Raw genomic sequence first — 18,489 nt, forward strand, 5'->3', positions numbered from 1 at the left:
TAATTAAGCATACCAACGATTAATAAATTTTTGTGAACATATAATTATTGTCCCCATCGGAAAACATTTCATTTATCAGATAATTTGTTATAACTTGCAACAATTATGATGTCAAAACGTTGCAAATATGCGCTGAAAGCAATGGTCAGATTAGCAAGAAATTACAATCAAGGCTTTCTGCCCACTTCTGTTATTGCACAAGATGAGAACATTCCTAAAAAATTCTTAGAACAAATTCTCCTGGAACTTAAAAGAGCAAAACTGGTTAACAGTAAGCAAGGAAAAGTAGGAGGTTACTACTTATTAAAATCTCCTGATGAGGTATCTTTGGCCGATATTTACCGGATCTTTGACGGCCCTATCGCTCTTACTCCGTGTGTATCTCTCAACTTCTATGAACCATGTGATGATTGTGTGGATGAAGCATCCTGCTATCTCAGAAATGAATTAATTATTGTTCGTGAAAAAACGAGAAAAAGCATGATGGAAGCCACTTTAACCAAGTTTATCAATCAATCTTAAATTTTTTTTAATTTAAATTCTACTAATTTGATAGGAGTTGTAGAATTTTGTATATATTTGCAAGACTTAATTTCAATTGGATATGGAAAACAATCTGAAAAATGAATTTGAAAAACTACAGGAAGAAGCCTTAATTGCTTCTTTTCAAGATAATGGGTTACAGGTATTGGTAGACAGATTTCCAGGTAAGGTTATCTTTTCCACCAGTTTCAGTTATGAAGATCAGGTGATTACTCATCTGATAAAAAATCTGGATGTTGATATTTTCACATTGGATACAGGACGTCTTTTCGAACAGACTTATGAAACCTGGACTTCCACAAGAGCTTTTTTTAAGAAAAATATCAAGGCGTATTATCCGAATACCGAAGAACTCAGAAAATTCGTATCAGAAAACGGACCCGATTCTTTTTATCAGTCTGTAGAGCAAAGAAAAGCCTGCTGTACAATCCGTAAGGTTCATCCTTTGAAAAAAGCATTGGAAGGTTATAAAGTATGGATTACCGGTCTTCGGTCAGAGCATTCTGCAAACCGACAGAATATGCCCCAGCTGGAATGGGATCCGGATAATAAAATCATCAAATTTCATCCGATCCTTCACTGGACATCTGAACAGGTAACAGAGTACGTAAAGGCTCATCATTTACCTTATAACCATCTTCATAAAAAAGGTTTCGTCAGTATAGGCTGCGAGCCTTGTACAAGAGCCGTTAAAGAAGGAGAAGATTTCAGAGCCGGCCGCTGGTGGTGGGAAGATGCGAACAAAAAAGAATGCGGTCTGCATATTCATCAATAAAAAAAGAAAAAATGTCAAGACATCAATTAAACTATTTAGATCAACTGGAGTCCGAGTCTATTTATATATTAAGGGAAGTAGCAGGACAGTTTGAACGTCCGGCTCTATTATTCAGTGGAGGAAAAGACAGTATTGTACTGGCTCATCTGGCTCAGAAAGCATTTCTGCATGGAAAAATCCCGTTTACATTTGTACATGTTGATACCGGCCATAACTTTCCGGAAGTATTGAATTTCCGCGATCAGCTGGTCAATCAGCTGGATGTTACATTAGTAGCAAGAAAAGTTGAAGATACGATAAAAAGTAAAAAACTCACGGAAGCTAAAGGAAAGTTCCCAAGCAGAAACTGGCTTCAAACATACACTTTATTGGATACCATTGAGGAGTTTGAATTTGATGCCTGCATCGGAGGAGCCAGAAGAGATGAGGAAAAGGCACGTGCTAAAGAAAGAATATTCTCGGTTCGTGATGAATTCGGACAATGGGATCCAAAACTTCAGCGCCCGGAGCTATGGAATATTTTTAACGGAAAAATCCATAAAGGAGAAAATGTAAGAATTTTCCCGATCAGCAACTGGACGGAACTTGATATCTGGAACTACATCCGAAGAGAAAAAATTGACTTACCTTCCATTTATTTCTCGCATGAAAGGGAAGTGGTAGATCTTAACGGACAATGGCTTGCGAATTCTGAGCATGTATTCTTGGATCCGGATGATATTATTACTACAAAGAAAATACGCTACAGAACCGTTGGAGATATGACCTGTACCGCTGCTGTGGAATCCCATGCAGAAACCATTGATGCGGTCATCGAAGAGATTGTTGCGACCAGAATTTCAGAACGTGGCGAAACCCGTATTGATGACAGGGTAACGGAAGCTGCCATGGAAGACCGTAAGAAAGGAGGCTACTTTTAAATTAGCAATCAGTAATGAGTAATAAGTAATAGAATTTGACCTCTTATTACTTTTAACAATCACAGTATTACTCATTACCTATTACTCATTATTAATAATTAAAGTCGGATGGATATATTAAGATTTATAACAGCAGGAAGCGTTGATGACGGCAAAAGTACCCTTATCGGACGCCTGCTTTACGATAGCAAAAGTATTTTACAGGATCAGTTGGAAGTACTTGAAAAACATTCTAAAAACAAAAATGAAGACGGAGTAGACCTTGCTCTTTTAACTGACGGTTTGCGGGCAGAAAGAGAACAGGGAATCACGATTGATGTGGCCTACAGATATTTTTCAACACCTAAAAGAAAATTTATCATCGCCGATGCACCGGGTCACGTTCAATATACCAGAAACATGATTACCGGAGCATCAAACTCTGATCTTATGGTTATTCTGATTGACGCCCGTAAAGGAGTTATTGAGCAGACAAGAAGACATTCCATTATTGCATCATTGTTAAAGTTGAAAAAAGTTGCAGTGGCCATTAATAAAATGGATATGGTAGATTATTCGGAAGAAGTTTTTGAAACGATAAAATCTGATTATTCTAAAATTGCAGATAACCTGGGACTGAATGACGTTACTTATTTTCCGATTTCTGCATTGAAAGGGGATAATATTGTTTCAACATCATCAAGAACAGAATGGTATGAAGGCCAATCTCTTCTGGATTATCTGGAACAGGTAACGTTAAATGAAGAATTCAACAATGGAAGCCGTTTCCAGGTTCAGTATGTAATTCGTCCTCAAACAGAAGAACTACACGATTACAGAGGATATGCAGGGAAAATATTAAGCGGAAAATTTAAAAAAGGAGATAAAATTCATATTCTTCCGGCAGGTTTAACAAGTGAGATTTCTAAAATTGAAATCCATGGAGAAGAACAAGAAGAAGCAGTTGAAGGACAGCCCGTTGTCATTCACATTGCCCATGACCTGGATATCAGCAGGGGAGATCTGTTTGCCAATGAGGAACAGCTCCCGGCAGTAGAAAAAGATCTCGAAGTTCTTTTGTGCTGGCTTGATCAAAAGCCGTTGCAACCTGGTAATAAATACCTGCTGCAGCAAAATAGCAGATTGGTTAAAGCCATTGTAAAGGAAGTGGACTATAAAATCAACGTCAACACCCTTAGCAGGGAGCAGGTTGATGGTGACATTAAACTCAATGAAATTGTGAAAGTTACCTTGCGAACGGCACAACCTTTGGTCTATGATAGTTTTATCAGTAATAAAACAACAGGGTCTGCAATTTTGGTGGATGAAACCTCCAATTCAACGGTTGCAGCCTGCATAATCCAATAGAAAAAATGGCAATTCCCCATCATTTGATTGAAAGAATTCATCACAGTAAGCAAAATAATATTCATGGATTCTTCGATAAAATAAAGACTAAAAAATTTGTTAAAGATTTGTACGAAGTGCTTTTTCTTCCTCAAAGAAACAATACTGAAAAACAATTGAAAGCAAATTTTGAAGCCCTGAACCAGCATCTTTTTGACCTGATTATTATTGTGACAGGAAATAGAGAAAGTACTGAAGCTAATGTCAACCGGTTTTTTGAGGCTTTAGATGAGTTGTATGATCAGTTGGTGTTGGATGCACAATCTATTTTAGAATTCGACCCGGCCGCAAATTCTCTGGAAGAAGTATATCTTGCCTATCCCGGTTTTTTTGCCACCTACGTCTACCGTATTTCGCATCAGCTCTGGAGTCAGAATGTTCAGATCCTACCCCGTGTGATCTCAGAATATGCACATAGTAAAACAGGAATAGATATTCACCCGGGAGCAGAAATTGGAAAATCTTTTTTTATTGATCACGGAACAGGAATTGTCATTGGAGAAACAACAATTATCGGAAATCATGTCAAAATCTATCAGGGAGTAACCCTCGGAGCTTTGAATGTTTCCAAAGAAAAAGCCAACCAGAAAAGGCATCCAACCATTGAAGATGATGTCATCATTTATTCAGGAGCTACTATTCTGGGCGGAAATACAACGATAGGCAGAGAAAGTATTATCGGAGGAAATGTCTGGATAACACAGGATGTTCCTGCCAATTCTCTGGTGTATCACAAAAGTGAAATAAAAATAAAGGAAAACAGTTCATTACCAGAATCTCTAACCTTTGTTATATAAATTAAAAAAAATAAAAATTGTATTGGTATGAAATTTCAGAACACATTGGAAACGATTGGGAATACGCCAGTCGTAAAGATTAATCAACTTTTCAATTCAGATCATGAAATCTGGATCAAATTGGAAAAAAGCAATCCCGGAGGAAGCATTAAAGACAGAATTGCTTTAGCGATGATTGAAGATGCAGAAGCAAAAGGATTATTAAACAAAAACAGTACGATTATAGAGCCTACCAGTGGAAATACAGGAATAGGTCTCGCCCTTGTAGCTGCAGTGAAGGGATACAAACTTATTCTGGTAATGCCCGAAAGTATGAGTATAGAACGCCGTAAAATCATGCAGGCTTACGGAGCCGAATTTGTACTTACTCCAAGAGAAAAAGGGATGAAAGGGGCTATTGAAAAAGCAAATGAGCTGGCAGAACAAACACCCAATTCATGGATTCCAAAGCAATTTGACAATCCTGCCAATGTACAGATACATGTTGAAACAACCGCTCAGGAAATCATAAAAGACTTCCCGGATGGCCTTGATTATATCATTACAGGAGTGGGAACCGGAGGACATATCACCGGAATTGCAAAAGCGGTAAAAGAGAAATTTCCAAATGTTAAAGTGATTGCAGTAGAGCCGGAATTATCACCGGTATTAAGCGGCGGAAGTCCCGCACCACATCCTTTACAAGGGCTGGGAGCTGGTTTTGTCCCTTCAATCTTAGACATCACCCTTTTGGATGGAGTGATCACAGTAGGAAAAGACGAAGCGTATGAGTACGCCATCAATGCTGCAAAAAAAGAAGGTCTTTTTGTAGGAGTGTCTACAGGAGCAGCTTTAGCAGCAATAGCCAAACACTTACCGGAAATACAACCTAACGCCAAAATTCTTACCATCAACTACGATACCGGAGAAAGGTATCTGTCAGTAGAAGGACTCTTCTAAATCCTCAACTAACACCGACTTTCAATGAAATCAATTATAAAATCACCAAAGGTTTACCTTATCGGTGCAGGGCCCGGCAACCCTGAACTGATCACTGTAAAAGCTGTAAAAGCAATCGCTCAGGCTGATGTCATCTTATGTGACCGTCTCGTAAGCCCTGAGATCCTAGAAACATATGCCCGGAAACATACAAAAATCATCTACGTAGGCAAAGAATGCAGTAAAAATGCATCAACCCCTCAATCTCATATCAATACTTTGATGGTAGACTATGCCCGCCAGAATAAAACTATCGTAAGGCTTAAAGGTGGCGATGTTTCCATATTCTCCAATATTCTGGATGAATTACAGGCTTTAAAACAAAATTATATTCCCTACGAGATTATTCCTGGAATCACTGCAGCTTTAGGAGCAGCAGCTTACGCAGGTATGCCTTTAACCGCGAGAGGATATTCCACATCGGTTCGGTTTTTAACATATTATAAATCTGATATTCTGAACGAAGACTACTGGAAAGAGCTTGCCGGAACTAATGATACTCTTGTTTTTTATATGTCTAAAGGTAATCTTACTGCTCTTGTGGAGAAATTCCTTGCCCTTGAAATTTCGGAAGAAAAGAAAATAGCGGTTATTGAACAAGCTACCACTCCTTACCAGAAAGTGTATACTTCTTCGTTTGAAGGTTTTAATGAAACTTTTGGAGATAAAAATTTTGCTTCTCCTTCACTGGTTGTTATAGGGAAGATCGTTAATCTTCATGAAGAATTTTCCTGGCTTGAAAATGCTGAGCAGGAAGGGCTTTATTTTAAATCTGTAGAGAATGGAAGTCTAATCCCCAACACTCAAAATTTCTTTGAATATGCTGTCTGACAATAAATTGAATGTATTAAAACAAATATCCGGAGATTTCTCCAGAGATGAAGCCATCTGGGCAAGCGGATATCTGGCAGGTCTGGCCGGAGGAAGCTCTCTGGCAGCCACGTTGCCTCCGCAACAAACTGATAGCAATATCGTGAATATTGTAAAGAAAATAACACTGGCCTACGGAACCGAAACGGGAAATAGTAAAAAACTGGCTACTTCACTGGCAGGAATTATAAAGAAAAAAGGTATTCAGGTAAAATTAGCTGATCTTTCACAATACAAACCAAAAGATCTTGGGAAAGAAGAATTCTTTTTTGTCATCATCAGTACACAGGGAGAAGGAGAGCCACCAGCACTTGCTAAAAAGTTCTATGATTATATTCATGAAAATGAAATCAATCTCAGCCCTCTGAAATTTGGAGTGCTGGCACTGGGAGATAGCAGCTATCCTCAATTTTGCAAAACAGGAGAAGAGGTGGATAGTCGTTTTGAAATACTGGGTGCTCAGCGTATTATTCCATTGAAAAAATGTGATATTGATTATGAACAGGAAGCTGCTCAATGGATAGATCATGTCTTTGAAACAGTTAGTAAAAATTCTGCTGGGACTCAAAAAAATATTTTAATCCCAAAAGTTTTAAGCGGAAGAAAGAAATATCAAGGGAAAGTAGCCTCCATTATTAATCTGAATGATATTACTTCTGAAAAGGAAACCTATCACATCGAAATAGAAACCGAAGAAGCGCTTGTGTATCAGCCCGGTGCTGCATTAGGAATCTTACCTTTCAACTCCAGATCAGTCGTTGATGACATTATTGCGCTCACCGGTATTGATGCTAAAAAACAAGTTGAAACCACAAAAGTTACAGATAATGTAGAAACGCTTTTACGAAAACATCTTAATGTTAGTTATCTGCTGAAATCGGTGGTAGCACAATATGCAAAGATTACAGGACATTCCATTCCGGAGGTTCGCTTAAGTCTTCTTGATCTTTTAAGAATTTATCCTGTGAAAAATGCTGAAGAATTCGAGGATGTTATCAGAATATTAACAGGACAGGCACCTCGTCTGTACTCTATATCTTCATCGCCGGAAGCTCATGGTGATACTGAAATTCACATTACCGTTGCAAAATCAGAATTCCTTATCGATCACCAGAAACATAATGGTTTATGCAGTGGCTTCCTTAGTGAATTCAGTGAAGGAGAAGACGTTGAATTCTACATTCAGGATGCAGGTCACTTCAAACTTCCGGAACATGACAAAGATTTGATTATGATCGGTCCGGGAACAGGCATTGCTCCTTTCAGATCATTCCTTTGGGAACGTGATGCTGTAGGTGCCGAAGGGAGAAACTGGCTATTTTTTGGAGACAGGAATTTTGTTTCTGACTTTTTGTATCAGGCGGAACTTCAGGATTTTCTTAAGACAGGCAGTCTGACCCATTTAGATCTTGCTTTTTCAAGAGATACTGACGAAAAGGTATATGTTCAGCACAAACTCCAACAAAGATCTCAGGAGATTTTTTACTGGCTTGAAGGCGGTGCATCCGTTTATTTGTGTGGTGCTAAGGAACCGATGAGCCATGACGTAGAGCAAACTTTAGTGAATATCATTCAAAACGAAGGGAAACGAACTAAAGATGAAGCTCTTCAATACCTGGAAGAAATGGAATTAAATGGCAGATATGCTAAAGATGTTTATTAAACGGCATTAAAATTACCAAATTAAAAAAAACAAAAATGAATAACGATAAAGATAATCTTTCGGCTGTAGAAAGGATTAAAACCGGCAGTAACGGACTCAGAGGAACCTTAAAAGAAAGCCTGTCTGACGATTTTACAGGAGCCATCAGAGAAGATGATCAGACGCTGATCAAATTCCATGGGATGTATCAGCAGGATGACAGAGATAGGAGAGAAGATCGCGTTGCCAAAAAGCTTGAATGGTTGTATTCTTATATGATCCGGCTACGACTTCCCGGCGGCTTTTTAACCCCGGAACAATGGGTAGGTCTGAATAAAACGGCAGAGGATCACTCGACAGGAACTATAAAAATTACCACGAGACAAACCATTCAGCTGCATGGTATTTTAAAATCACAATTAAAACCCACTATTCAGAGTTTTAATCTGCAGCATCTTGATTCCATCGCGGCTTGTGGGGATGTCAACAGAAATGTAACGTGTACTGCAAACCCTTCAGAATCACCTTTTCATCAGCAGGCTTACGAACTGGCGGGGAAAATCAGTGAAATGTGTCTTCCTAAAACTCAGTCGTATTACGATATATGGATTGATGATGAATTGATAGTGGATCGAAAAAAAGAAGAAGATCCTTTATATCAGGACAGATATCTTCCAAGAAAACTGAAAATAGGAATTGCATTTCCGCCCAACAACGACGTGGATGTTTTCATCAATGATATTGCCTTGATTGCCATTATTGAGAACAACGAAATTGTTGGGTATAATATTGCTGCAGGCGGTGGATTGGGAGCTACCCACGGGAATGAAGCAACCTATGCCCGGCTGGCTTCTGTGCTTGGTTTTGTTGATACCGAAGAAAAAGTTTTAAAAGCAGTATACGAAATTATTACCGTACAGAGAGACTTTGGAAACAGGAGCGACAGAAAGCTTTCCAGATTAAAATATACTATTGATAAGCTTGGTATTGACCAATACAGAACAGAAGTCGAAAAAAGAACCGAATTTCAATTTGAACAGGCAAGGGAATTTAAGTTTGAACAAAGAAAAGATCGTTATGGCTGGATACAAAATCATGAAGGCAAATGGTTTTATACCCTTTTTGTTGAACATGGCAGAGTTCTCAACACAAACGAATATCCTTTAAAATCAGGATTATTAAAAATTGCTGAGACTGGCAAAGCCAATTTCCGTTTTACCTGTAATCAGAACCTTATCCTGGCTGATATTGATGAACAGGATAAAGCTGATATTGAAAATATTTTAAAGGAACATGGAATTTCAGATTATACGGAAGAAGCGAGTGCCTTACGTAAAAATTCTGTAGCCTGTGTTGCCTTAAATACTTGTTCATTAGCTCTTGCCGAAGCACAGCGTTATTTGCCTTCATTGGTCACAAAAATTGAACCTATTCTTGAAAAATACAGTCTTTTACAGGAAGATATCACGATTCGTATGACCGGCTGTCCTAATGGCTGTGGAAGATCCCCGAATGCTGAGATTGGATTTGTTGGAACTGCCTATGGTAAATACAATCTGCATATTGGCGGAGACCGGTTAGGAATGCGTTTAAATACAAAGTTTAAAGAAAATATAGGAGAGGAAGAAATTCTGACCACTCTGGATGATCTTTTCGGAATATATGTACAGCAAAAACTTGCAGAAGAAACATTTGGTGATTTTTCATACCGTTACTTACAAACCTTAAATTGAAAATATGACTAGCCTTTTTTATGAACGGAAAAAACTAAAACAATATCAACCTCTTCTTTTAGGCGGACGAATGTGTATGTGTTGTTGATTCTTACATAACAATACATAGCTGTTTGAATATTTTAAATCGTTAAAGAAGTTTAATACCACACATTGTCATTGCAAACCAAAGCTGAAGCAATCTCAATAATTATAGTAACGGTTTAAAACCACCCCGTCAAAAATTCTTTGAATTTTCGCCACCCCTCCAAAGGAGGGGAATCCGTGGCGCTTCAATGGAGGTAGTCAAGAAAATCTTTGGTTTTCGTGTATCTTATCTGTACTTATTGTACATAAAGCATTGATGACTTTGTGGTCGAAAATATTTGATATAAAAATTCAGACAGCTTCATTCTTAACCTAAAAATGAAGAAAAATGAAAAACAAAAAACAGGGAAATTTTCTACCTAAAGCAAGTATTATTGCATTTACATTTCTATTTTTTAATCTGGCGGAAGCTCAGCAGCAGCTTATCGAATTAAGTGGGATCATCAAAAATACGGGTACCCGCAAAGGCCTTGATTCTGTAAAGGTGCAGATCGAAAACACAGAAGACAATACATTCACTGATCTACAGGGAAATTTTAAAATAAGGACAAGAGTTACTATTCCGTTCCGGATAGTTATTAATAAAGAGGGTTTTACCAGCCAGACTGTTGAAGTTCTTTCTTCTTCCAATAAAATAACCATTGCCCTTAATCCTCAAAATACCATTATTGATGCCGTGGTTATTTCAGCATCAAGAGTTCCTGAGAAAATACTACGATCACCCATAGCTATTGAGAAAATAGATATCAAAACAATCAGGGAAAGTCCTGCAGCATCCTTTTATGAAACCCTGGAAAATGTAAAAGGGTTGCAGTTGCTGACCTCCAGTCTTACTTTAAAAATCCCTAACTCCAGAGGTTTCAATTCTCCCAATAATTTCCGGTTTATGCAGTTGGTAGATGGGGTAGACGTTCAATCGGCAACATTAGGAGTGCCGCTAGGAAATGCCATCGGCCCTACAGAGCTGGATATTCAATCTATGGAAGTGACACCGGGAGCAGCCTCTGCATTGTATGGGATGAATGCTATTAACGGTTTAGCCAGTCTTCAAACCAAAGATCCTTTCACTTCTGAAGGACTCAGCGTCTATTTCCGGGGTGGTGTCAACCATGTTGATCATATCAATCACAAGATGAGTTCTTTGGGAGAAAGTGCCATCCGGTTTGCGAAAGTTTTTAATAAAAACTGGGCAGTGAAAGTTAATGCCTCTTATTTCACCGGAGTAGACTGGATCTCCAACAATCAAACTGATCAGAATCCAAATTCACTCATTACTGCCAATCCTAATTATCCGTTAACCTCAAATCCTGCTGAAGACCTGTGGAACAAATATGGAGATGAAAGAAATAACAGGATGGCCGTAAAAGTAGATTATAATGGAAAACCCACAACTTTTAATGTCTCCAGGACAGGATATTTCGAAAAAGATCTCGTAAATCCTGAAGTAAAAAATATCAAGTTTGATGCAGGATTGTATTATCGCTTCGGAGATCAATGGAAAGCATCTTATGTATACCGTTATGGATTATTGGACGGAACTTTCCAGAGAGGAAATAAAATTCGTTTACAGAATGCTACTGTTCAGAATCATAAGGTTGAACTGACGGGCAAAGAATTGACTTTCAGAGCTTACGTGTCGATTGAAAATACAGGAGATTCTTATAACCTGAAACCGTTGGCTGATAATCTTGATCTCACTAACCTTTCCAATAACAATTGGAAAAATATCTTTCAAACTACTTTACAAAATAATATTAATTCAGGAACAGACCTCAATCAGGCATTTATTCTTGCCCGTCAGGAAGCCGATAAAAATAGGGTATTACCTGGAAGTACGGCCTTTGAACAATTAAAAAATACCATTATTGGGATCAATAACTGGGATTCTGCAAATGCAGGAATTGCGGGTGCTCCGGCAACAGGTGGCGCCAAACTAGAGCAAAAATCCCGTTTTTATCAAGGCGAACTGACGTATGACCTCAGTCGATTTGTGAAAATATTTAACCTTCTTGCCGGGATCGATTATCGCCTGTACAGTATAACTCCTGACGGGAATAATTTCGTTGATTTTAATCGGCCGGTGAATGCGAGAAATATTCCTTTAGCTAATGGAACTTTCGGAAAGGATGTAATTTACCAGAAATACGGGGCCTTTGCACAGATTACCAAGCTATTTTTTGGGGATAAATTAAAATTAAATGCAGCTTTGCGCATTGACAGAAATCCTGAATTTGAAGCAAAATTGAATCCCAGGATAAGTATTGTATATTCTCCGGTGAATCAACATAATTTCAGAGCTTCTTTTCAAAACGGATACCGGTTTCCTTCTCTGTTTGAAGCACTTTCATTCGTTAATAATGGCAATGTACGAAGAGTAGGCGGGCTTTCAAAAGTGAATGAAGGACTAGGATATCTGGAAAATTCATATACACTTGCTTCTATCGACAAATTCACGTCTGCAGTAAATAGCGATGTTGATGGCGGAAAAAGCCAAAACCAGGCCGCTCAGGACAATAAGCAATTTTTAGTCGTAGCGAACTTGCAAAAGCTGCAGCCAGAAAAAATCAACTCATTTGAGGTTGGTTATAAATCCGTTTTCTTCAACAATAAACTCGTACTGGATTGGGATTTTTATTACAACATTTATGAAGGATTTCTGGGACAGGTAGAAGTCGCAGTTCCTAAAAACAGCCAGGTTGGAAGCAATGCCGCTGTTCTCGCCATGCTTGACCGAAGCAAACAGGATCGCTACAGAGTATACACCAACAGTAACAATACATATAAAAGCTACGGGACTTCATTAGGCATCCGGTATAATGTAGTAAGTAATTATAATATCAATGCGAATGTTTCTTATAACGATCTCGCTTCCAATAATACATCTGACCTGTTTATTACAGCTTTTAATACTCCCAAATGGATGGTTAATTTCAGTGCCGGAAACAGAGAAATTATTAAAAACATCGGATTTACCGTTGTTGCCCGTTGGCAGAACAGTTTTATGTGGGAAAGTCCTTTAGCTTCGGGAAAAGTTCCGGCTTACTATACTATTGACGCACAGGCTACCTGGAAACTACCTGAAATTCATGCTAATATAAAAATTGGAGCAACCAATCTGCTGAACAGACGCTATTTTCAATATGCTGCCGGCCCTGAAATCGGGGGCTTATATTATCTCGCTTTTACGTATGATTTAAAATTGTAACCACAATGAGTAATTCACTATATCCCATATTCTTAAAACTTGAAACCTTGTCCTTGCTTATCATTGGGGGAGGCAAGGTTTCTCTTGAAAAATTAGAATCCGTTCTTGGAAATTCACCGGAGACTTCCATCACCCTGGTGGCTAGGGAAATCAGTTCTGAAGTTAGAATTCTGCAAAATGAATTTCCCAATATAACTTTGCATGAGAGACCTTACAACGATGACGATTTTAATACTGTTGATCTTGCTATTATTGCCGTCAATGACATTGAGCTGGCTGGTGAAATCAGAGAAAAAGCCCATCAGAAAAATGTTCTGGTCAACGTTGCTGATAAACCGGATTTATGTGATTTTTATCTCGGGTCCATTGTCAGAAAAGGGAATCTTAAAATAGCCATTTCAACTAATGGAAAGTCACCGACAATTGCCAAAAGATTAAGAGAAACTTTTACTGAGATCATTCCCGATGAAATGGAGGATGTACTCGACAATATGCAAAGTATCAGGAATCAGCTGACAGGAGATTTTAATTATAAAGTTAAAGAACTCAATAAAATTACTACAGAATATCTGTCGGACAAAAAAGGTTCGTCAAAACCAGATATGGAAATCGAAAAGCTGATCAGCATTACTAAAACAGCGCAGAGAAAGGCCAATATTTATCTGGCGATTATAGGTGTTTTGCTGCTTTTTGGAGTGTTCGGACTTGTGGTCTATCAATTTAATCTTTTTGATGATATTCAGGATTTTCTGAATAAAGATGGTCATATTTTTTATTGGATGCTATTTGCCGGTTTTATGGCAGAAATTGTTGCAGGATCAATGGGAATGGGATACGGAGTGATCTGTACAACCATCTTGTTGTTGCTCAATGTACCACCACCGGTTGTAAGTGCCAGTATTCATTCTGCGGAATCTTTCACAACTGCTGCAGGAAGTTTCAGCCATTACAAACTTGGAAATGTCAATAAAAAAATGGTTTGGGTATTATTTCCGCTGGCCATCGTAGGTTCCGTCATTGGGGCATTAACACTGTCTCATTATGGTGAACGTTATGCTCATATTGTGAAGCCGATCATCGCTTGTTATACCTTATATCTGGGATTAAATATTCTGAAAAATGCTTTCAAAAATAAAAAATCAACACAGAGAAAACCTAAACGAAGAACGAACTTGAGAATACTGGGATTGATCGGTGGTTTTATAGATTCTTTTGCAGGCGGCGGTTGGGGGCCTTTGGTTACCGGAACATTGATTAAAGAAGGAAGAATTCCACGATATGTTGTCGGCAGTTCCACCGTAGCCAAGTTTTTACTGACCATAACAAGTGCCATTACTTTCATTTTTACCATTGGCATCCATCATTGGAATATTGTACTGGGACTTTTGCTGGGAGGAGTTTTTACAGCTCCGTTTTCAGCTATGCTTACTTCAAAACTGCCTACAAAAAAAATGTTTGTGGTAGTAGGGATAGTCGTGATTGCGATGAGTCTAATTACCATTATAAAATCATTAGTCCGATAAAATTTCAGGTCATAAAAAAGCTCTCAAAACAGAGAGCTTTTCAAATAATTATGATCTATTGGATCAGATATTTTTCTTTCTATAGGTATCAATTCCCAATCCTGTACATCCCTGAAAAAGAAACAGTATCAAAAACAGAAGGTACAACGTTTGTGGCAGATACAGGAAATAACTCAGCCATGTAAAAGGATCCATTTCGTAGACTCCTGTTGCAGGATTAATAGGTATAAGTTCTTTAGGAATTGAGCTCAAATCATGGGTAAATAATGCTACCAGTATAATGATAATTAAAAATACAGAGCTTATTCGGATCCATAAACCCAGCATTAAAAACAATCCGAACAAACATTCAAACAAGGCCGTAAAATTAGCGGTAAACTGTGGGAAAGGAAATCCTATAGTACTGATGGTATTAAACATATATCCCTGAAAAATAGGATGGAAAAGCTTATTAAATCCTGCAATAAAGAAGAATAATCCAATGAGTATTCTACATAATATATAAATGTTGTTGGTATTTTTTTCGAAGTTGAATAGTATTGATTTCATTATTTTTAAATTCTATTTTTATACATAACCATAATGATACAGCAGCACCATGAGCCGTAACAGGTCATGTCATTTTATATTGTTTGTGAAAAATTAATCTATGTCAGATTTCCAATAGTGGTATTTCACCTTATTGAAAATCAGATTTTATTTTTGGAGGAATCCAGATAGAATTAAAATAAGAAGAATAGGGCGGATCATCGTATAAAAAGAAACGATTGAATATTTCTACACCAATGAATTTATCAAAACCAAAAGAAGGAAAAGAAGCAGTAAAAAAGAGTGAAGAATTAGAACAATAATTACTGTTACATTTTATTGGAGTCTTATTATTTTCTTCAAGATAGATCTTATTACATTTCTGCTTAGAATCTGTTTGAAAATCATGAAAAATGGTTAAAACTGCTACGGAGAATCTGCTATAATCTGTTTTTTGAATGAATATATGGAAAAGCATTAAAAACAGACCTGCTATCTTTATATAATGCAATAAATCAATGTGTTTATGCGTAATTTTCCTTTCCAATGAAACAAATATAGTAAAATATTTATAGCTGATTTTCCGGATATGGCTGGTTTAAATGAATAAAATAGCTGAAATTGACTATTGAAATTCCCCTTTCTATTCAATAGCTTTGTACATTCGATACCAAAAAGAATGGGACAAATTATGAAAAAGAAATTATTTTTGATGGCATTATCTTTCGCCGGATACATTTTATCTGCACAGGTTGCTGACAATTCTTTACAAGGATACTACAAAGCAAATAATGATAAAACGCTATATGGTAGTTTTAACTTTGATGGAAACGGAAAAGTCTTAATATCCGATATGGATTATGGAGATTATTTTACAAGAAATGACAGTGTGATCGTTTATCCTGACAAGAGTATTTTCATTTTCAAAATCAAAAAAGGAAAGCTAACCGGGATTTCAAATTGGGTGGAAAAAGGAGTCTGGGCTCCTAAAAAAGACAGTTCGGAAATCAATAACAGGCGTAATCCCGAAGATGCTAAAAAGAAAGCTCAGCTTTTAGCCGAATATTATGACAAGACAAAAAGCGCCTCAGGGTCAGATCTTGATTTTGAAGCATTAGTCTCCGGTAAAACCTCCAAAGTCAATGAAGATCTTTGTAATAAAGGATTAGCAAAGGCCTGTATGAATCTTTTCGGATTAAAAATGCTACAATATACTCCGGGCCTTTTAACAGATCCTGTAAAAATTTCGTCAAAAAATATAAAACCACACCCTGAATTGATTTCACTATCCAAAAAAATTATAGATCTTGGTGAACCAGAAGGATATACCATATTGGGAAGCTATTATTTCACATTAGGATTAAGGGAGAAAGCTTTCAAAACCTGGGAAGAAGGAGAAAAGAACGGAAGCTTAAAATCAGGTACCACAAAAGCTTTAATTGAATTTCAGGAAGAACTGGAAAAAGAGGGAAAATAGTAAGCTTACACTATATAATCATATATTAATTTTACCATATGTACTTCAATAAAATATATTTTTCATTACTGGCTATTGCTGTGATTACAGGTTGTAAACCAGAAAAGAAAACCGTCTCAGAAGCTAAAACCCATGATACGATTCACACCAATACAAGTATAGAAAAAGAACCCGATAACCCTACAAAGCACACAAAATTACCCGTAGTGGATACTACGGCGGTATTGCTGGCTTTTAAGAAAGCTTCTGAAACAAAGAAATTTGGTAAAGATCTGTCTTTTGATATAAAAGAGGATCTTTCCGGTTCTATTTTTGATTCAGAACGCCCAATTCTTATAGGAGACCTGAATGGAGATCAGGTTGATGATGCCATTATGCCTTTTTCTATTGAAGGTCGGGATGGAGGAAACAACTGGGATGCTCATTATGCTGTCTTCATCAATAAGGACGGTCAGCTCCAGTATCAGTATTCTTTCGACAGAGGCGGCGATCTGGCAGAAACACAAACTTTTTTTAAAAGTATAAAAGATGGAGTGGTAAAGGGATTGGAAGAACCCGGATTTCATTTTCCGGAAGGAGAAAGTAAACCGGTCAGTTATGTTTACAAAAATAACAAACTTGAGCTTATTAGTACCTCAGGAGTCAAATAAGTCTTGTATACAACTTCACACAACCAAATACCTGTAGAAAAATTTGCATAAATTTAATAACCAAACTTGAATCTATGAAAATAAGTGCAGGTATTTTACTTTTTAAAAAAGAAAGAGACAGTTTGTATTATTTCTTAGTACATCCCGGTGGGCCGTTCTGGAAAAACAAAGAACAGGGAGCATGGTCTATTCCCAAAGGAGAAATACTTCCCGGAGAAGATCTGTTGGAACGTGCTCTGATTGAGTTTCACGAGGAAACAGGAACAGCCATAGAAGGAGAGTTCCTTGAATTATCTCCGGTCATGCAAAAAGGCGGCAAAACCGTGTATGCATGGGCATTAGAAAAGGATATAGACACTTCAGGCCTTTACAGTAACACCGCACAAATAGAGTGGCCTCCCAGATCAGGTAAAATGATAGAAATTCCTGAAGTCAACCAATGGGAATGGTTTGCATCGGAAGAAGCACAAAAAAGAATTAACCCTGCACAGGCAGCTTTAATCAATGAACTGGAGGAAATACTTAATAATAAGGATTAAAATCTGGGGACTAATAATATAGATTTGTCTCTTAAGTTTCGAAATGGCATTCTTAATTTTTCTAAAATGCAAGACCACGTTCAAATTGGTGAAGCTAAGTGGGTGACAAAGTCACTGATGAAACTATATGATTATACGCTTGCTTGAAAAGAATCAACTTCATTGATTCTATCTTTGCCTCCTTTAAAATATAGTGATATAATAAAAATCTTTGGGTGAAACCTAAACAGTATGAGTTTAAATAACATTCTGACTTGACTCAGTTAAACTCAGAAATTACAAATTTTTGATTCCGATCGCTTTTAAAGCACTTGTTGTCAGAAAAATATCATCAAAAACGGTCAGTGATTCCACATCATTATATCCGGCCGGAAGGAGATCATTTTTATTGAAGGATAACTCTATTGAAGGATCATAAGAAGCTGTGATTCTTACTTTAGAATATCCGTTATAATCTACTTTAAAGCCTTCAAACATACAATTTACTTCTGCTTTCTGATATTCGGTATATTCTTCGAACCCCGCCGTATCAGTTCTTTTCCCGTCATTATGTTCAAGAGACTTCCATGAAGCATAATTTTTGGGTTCTTTCAGGACGTTTCCATGCACATCAACAGGAACAAACATTCCAAGACTAAGAGGCTTTTTTAGAAAATTGGCGTAATTATTCATCAAATTTAAAATTTGAAGATCGGCATATCCTTCGTTTGAATAATATTCAATTACGAAAGTCGTCATCGGGATCAGCTTATGAGAAGCGTCAGTCGGCATAATTAGTCTTTTCTTTTTATCGGGCGATAAAAATAGTATTTTTATTTACTTCTCCCAACGGAATG

At 37.3% G+C, this 18,489-nt stretch carries 16 protein-coding genes; 14 read left to right on the plus strand and 2 right to left on the minus strand.

From position 1 onward, the window contains the following. The first annotated feature begins 105 nt into the window (after window positions 1-105). The 11 genes from EG342_RS17975 (at window position 106) to EG342_RS18025 (ending at window position 14,459) form a co-directional block, all read left to right on the plus strand. Window positions 106-522, plus strand: coding sequence for an RrF2 family transcriptional regulator (locus tag EG342_RS17975; protein ID WP_103292433.1), 417 nt, complete (start codon window positions 106-108; stop codon window positions 520-522). Between the two features lie 82 nt (window positions 523-604). After that, window positions 605-1,318: a phosphoadenylyl-sulfate reductase gene (locus EG342_RS17980; RefSeq protein WP_103292432.1), complete on the plus strand. Its 714-nt coding sequence runs from the start codon at window positions 605-607 to the stop codon at window positions 1,316-1,318. 11 nt (window positions 1,319-1,329) lie between these two features. Then, on the plus strand, window positions 1,330-2,238 hold the full coding sequence (gene cysD / locus EG342_RS17985) for a sulfate adenylyltransferase subunit CysD (protein ID WP_103292431.1): 909 nt from the start codon (window positions 1,330-1,332) through the stop codon (window positions 2,236-2,238). A gap of 108 nt (window positions 2,239-2,346) precedes the next feature. Further along, window positions 2,347-3,585, plus strand: a complete 1,239-nt coding sequence (locus EG342_RS17990) for a sulfate adenylyltransferase subunit 1 (RefSeq protein ID WP_103292430.1) — start codon at window positions 2,347-2,349, stop codon at window positions 3,583-3,585. 5 nt (window positions 3,586-3,590) lie between these two features. Beyond that, a complete protein-coding gene (gene epsC, locus EG342_RS17995) occupies window positions 3,591-4,421 on the plus strand; it encodes a serine O-acetyltransferase EpsC (RefSeq protein WP_103292429.1) in 831 nt (276 codons plus the stop codon). A gap of 27 nt (window positions 4,422-4,448) precedes the next feature. Next, window positions 4,449-5,360, plus strand: a complete 912-nt coding sequence (gene cysK / locus EG342_RS18000; protein ID WP_103292428.1) for a cysteine synthase A — start codon at window positions 4,449-4,451, stop codon at window positions 5,358-5,360. A gap of 24 nt (window positions 5,361-5,384) precedes the next feature. Beyond that, window positions 5,385-6,230 carry a uroporphyrinogen-III C-methyltransferase gene (cobA, locus tag EG342_RS18005; protein ID WP_103292427.1) on the plus strand — a complete coding sequence of 282 codons (846 nt, stop codon included), beginning with the start codon at window positions 5,385-5,387 and terminating at the stop codon, window positions 6,228-6,230. Next, window positions 6,220-7,932, plus strand: a complete 1,713-nt coding sequence (locus EG342_RS18010) for a diflavin oxidoreductase (protein WP_103292426.1) — start codon at window positions 6,220-6,222, stop codon at window positions 7,930-7,932. The genes cobA and EG342_RS18010 overlap by 11 nt, the downstream gene beginning before the upstream one ends. A 35-nt stretch (window positions 7,933-7,967) precedes the next feature. Further along, window positions 7,968-9,644, plus strand: a complete 1,677-nt coding sequence (locus tag EG342_RS18015) for an NADPH-dependent assimilatory sulfite reductase hemoprotein subunit (protein WP_103292425.1) — start codon at window positions 7,968-7,970, stop codon at window positions 9,642-9,644. Between the two features lie 415 nt (window positions 9,645-10,059). After that, window positions 10,060-12,936, plus strand: a complete 2,877-nt coding sequence (locus EG342_RS18020) for a TonB-dependent receptor (protein WP_103292424.1) — start codon at window positions 10,060-10,062, stop codon at window positions 12,934-12,936. 5 nt (window positions 12,937-12,941) lie between these two features. After that, window positions 12,942-14,459, plus strand: a complete 1,518-nt coding sequence (locus EG342_RS18025) for a TSUP family transporter (protein ID WP_103292423.1) — start codon at window positions 12,942-12,944, stop codon at window positions 14,457-14,459. A gap of 63 nt (window positions 14,460-14,522) precedes the next feature. Here EG342_RS18025 and EG342_RS18030 read toward each other — a convergent pair whose 3' ends face one another. After that, window positions 14,523-15,008: a DoxX family protein gene (locus EG342_RS18030; protein WP_103292422.1), complete on the minus strand. Its 486-nt coding sequence runs from the start codon at window positions 15,006-15,008 to the stop codon at window positions 14,523-14,525. 670 nt (window positions 15,009-15,678) lie between these two features. Between EG342_RS18030 and EG342_RS18035 the strand changes: the two genes are divergently transcribed. The 3 genes from EG342_RS18035 to EG342_RS18045 all read left to right on the plus strand — a co-directional run bounded on the left by EG342_RS18035 (window position 15,679) and on the right by EG342_RS18045 (window position 17,653). After that, window positions 15,679-16,464, plus strand: a complete 786-nt coding sequence (locus EG342_RS18035) for a hypothetical protein (RefSeq protein WP_103292665.1) — start codon at window positions 15,679-15,681, stop codon at window positions 16,462-16,464. 38 nt (window positions 16,465-16,502) lie between these two features. After that, window positions 16,503-17,114: a hypothetical protein gene (locus EG342_RS18040; protein ID WP_103292420.1), complete on the plus strand. Its 612-nt coding sequence runs from the start codon at window positions 16,503-16,505 to the stop codon at window positions 17,112-17,114. Window positions 17,115-17,188: 74 nt separating this feature from the next. Then, window positions 17,189-17,653 carry an NUDIX hydrolase gene (locus tag EG342_RS18045; protein ID WP_103292419.1) on the plus strand — a complete coding sequence of 155 codons (465 nt, stop codon included), beginning with the start codon at window positions 17,189-17,191 and terminating at the stop codon, window positions 17,651-17,653. Between the two features lie 276 nt (window positions 17,654-17,929). Here the strand turns inward: EG342_RS18045 and EG342_RS18050 are convergent, their stop codons facing one another. Next, a complete protein-coding gene (locus EG342_RS18050) occupies window positions 17,930-18,424 on the minus strand; it encodes a hypothetical protein (protein ID WP_103292418.1) in 495 nt (164 codons plus the stop codon). Window positions 18,425-18,489: the final 65 nt, after the last annotated feature.

The organism is Chryseobacterium lactis, from assembly GCF_003815875.1.
GTDB classification, from domain to species: domain Bacteria; phylum Bacteroidota; class Bacteroidia; order Flavobacteriales; family Weeksellaceae; genus Chryseobacterium; species Chryseobacterium lactis.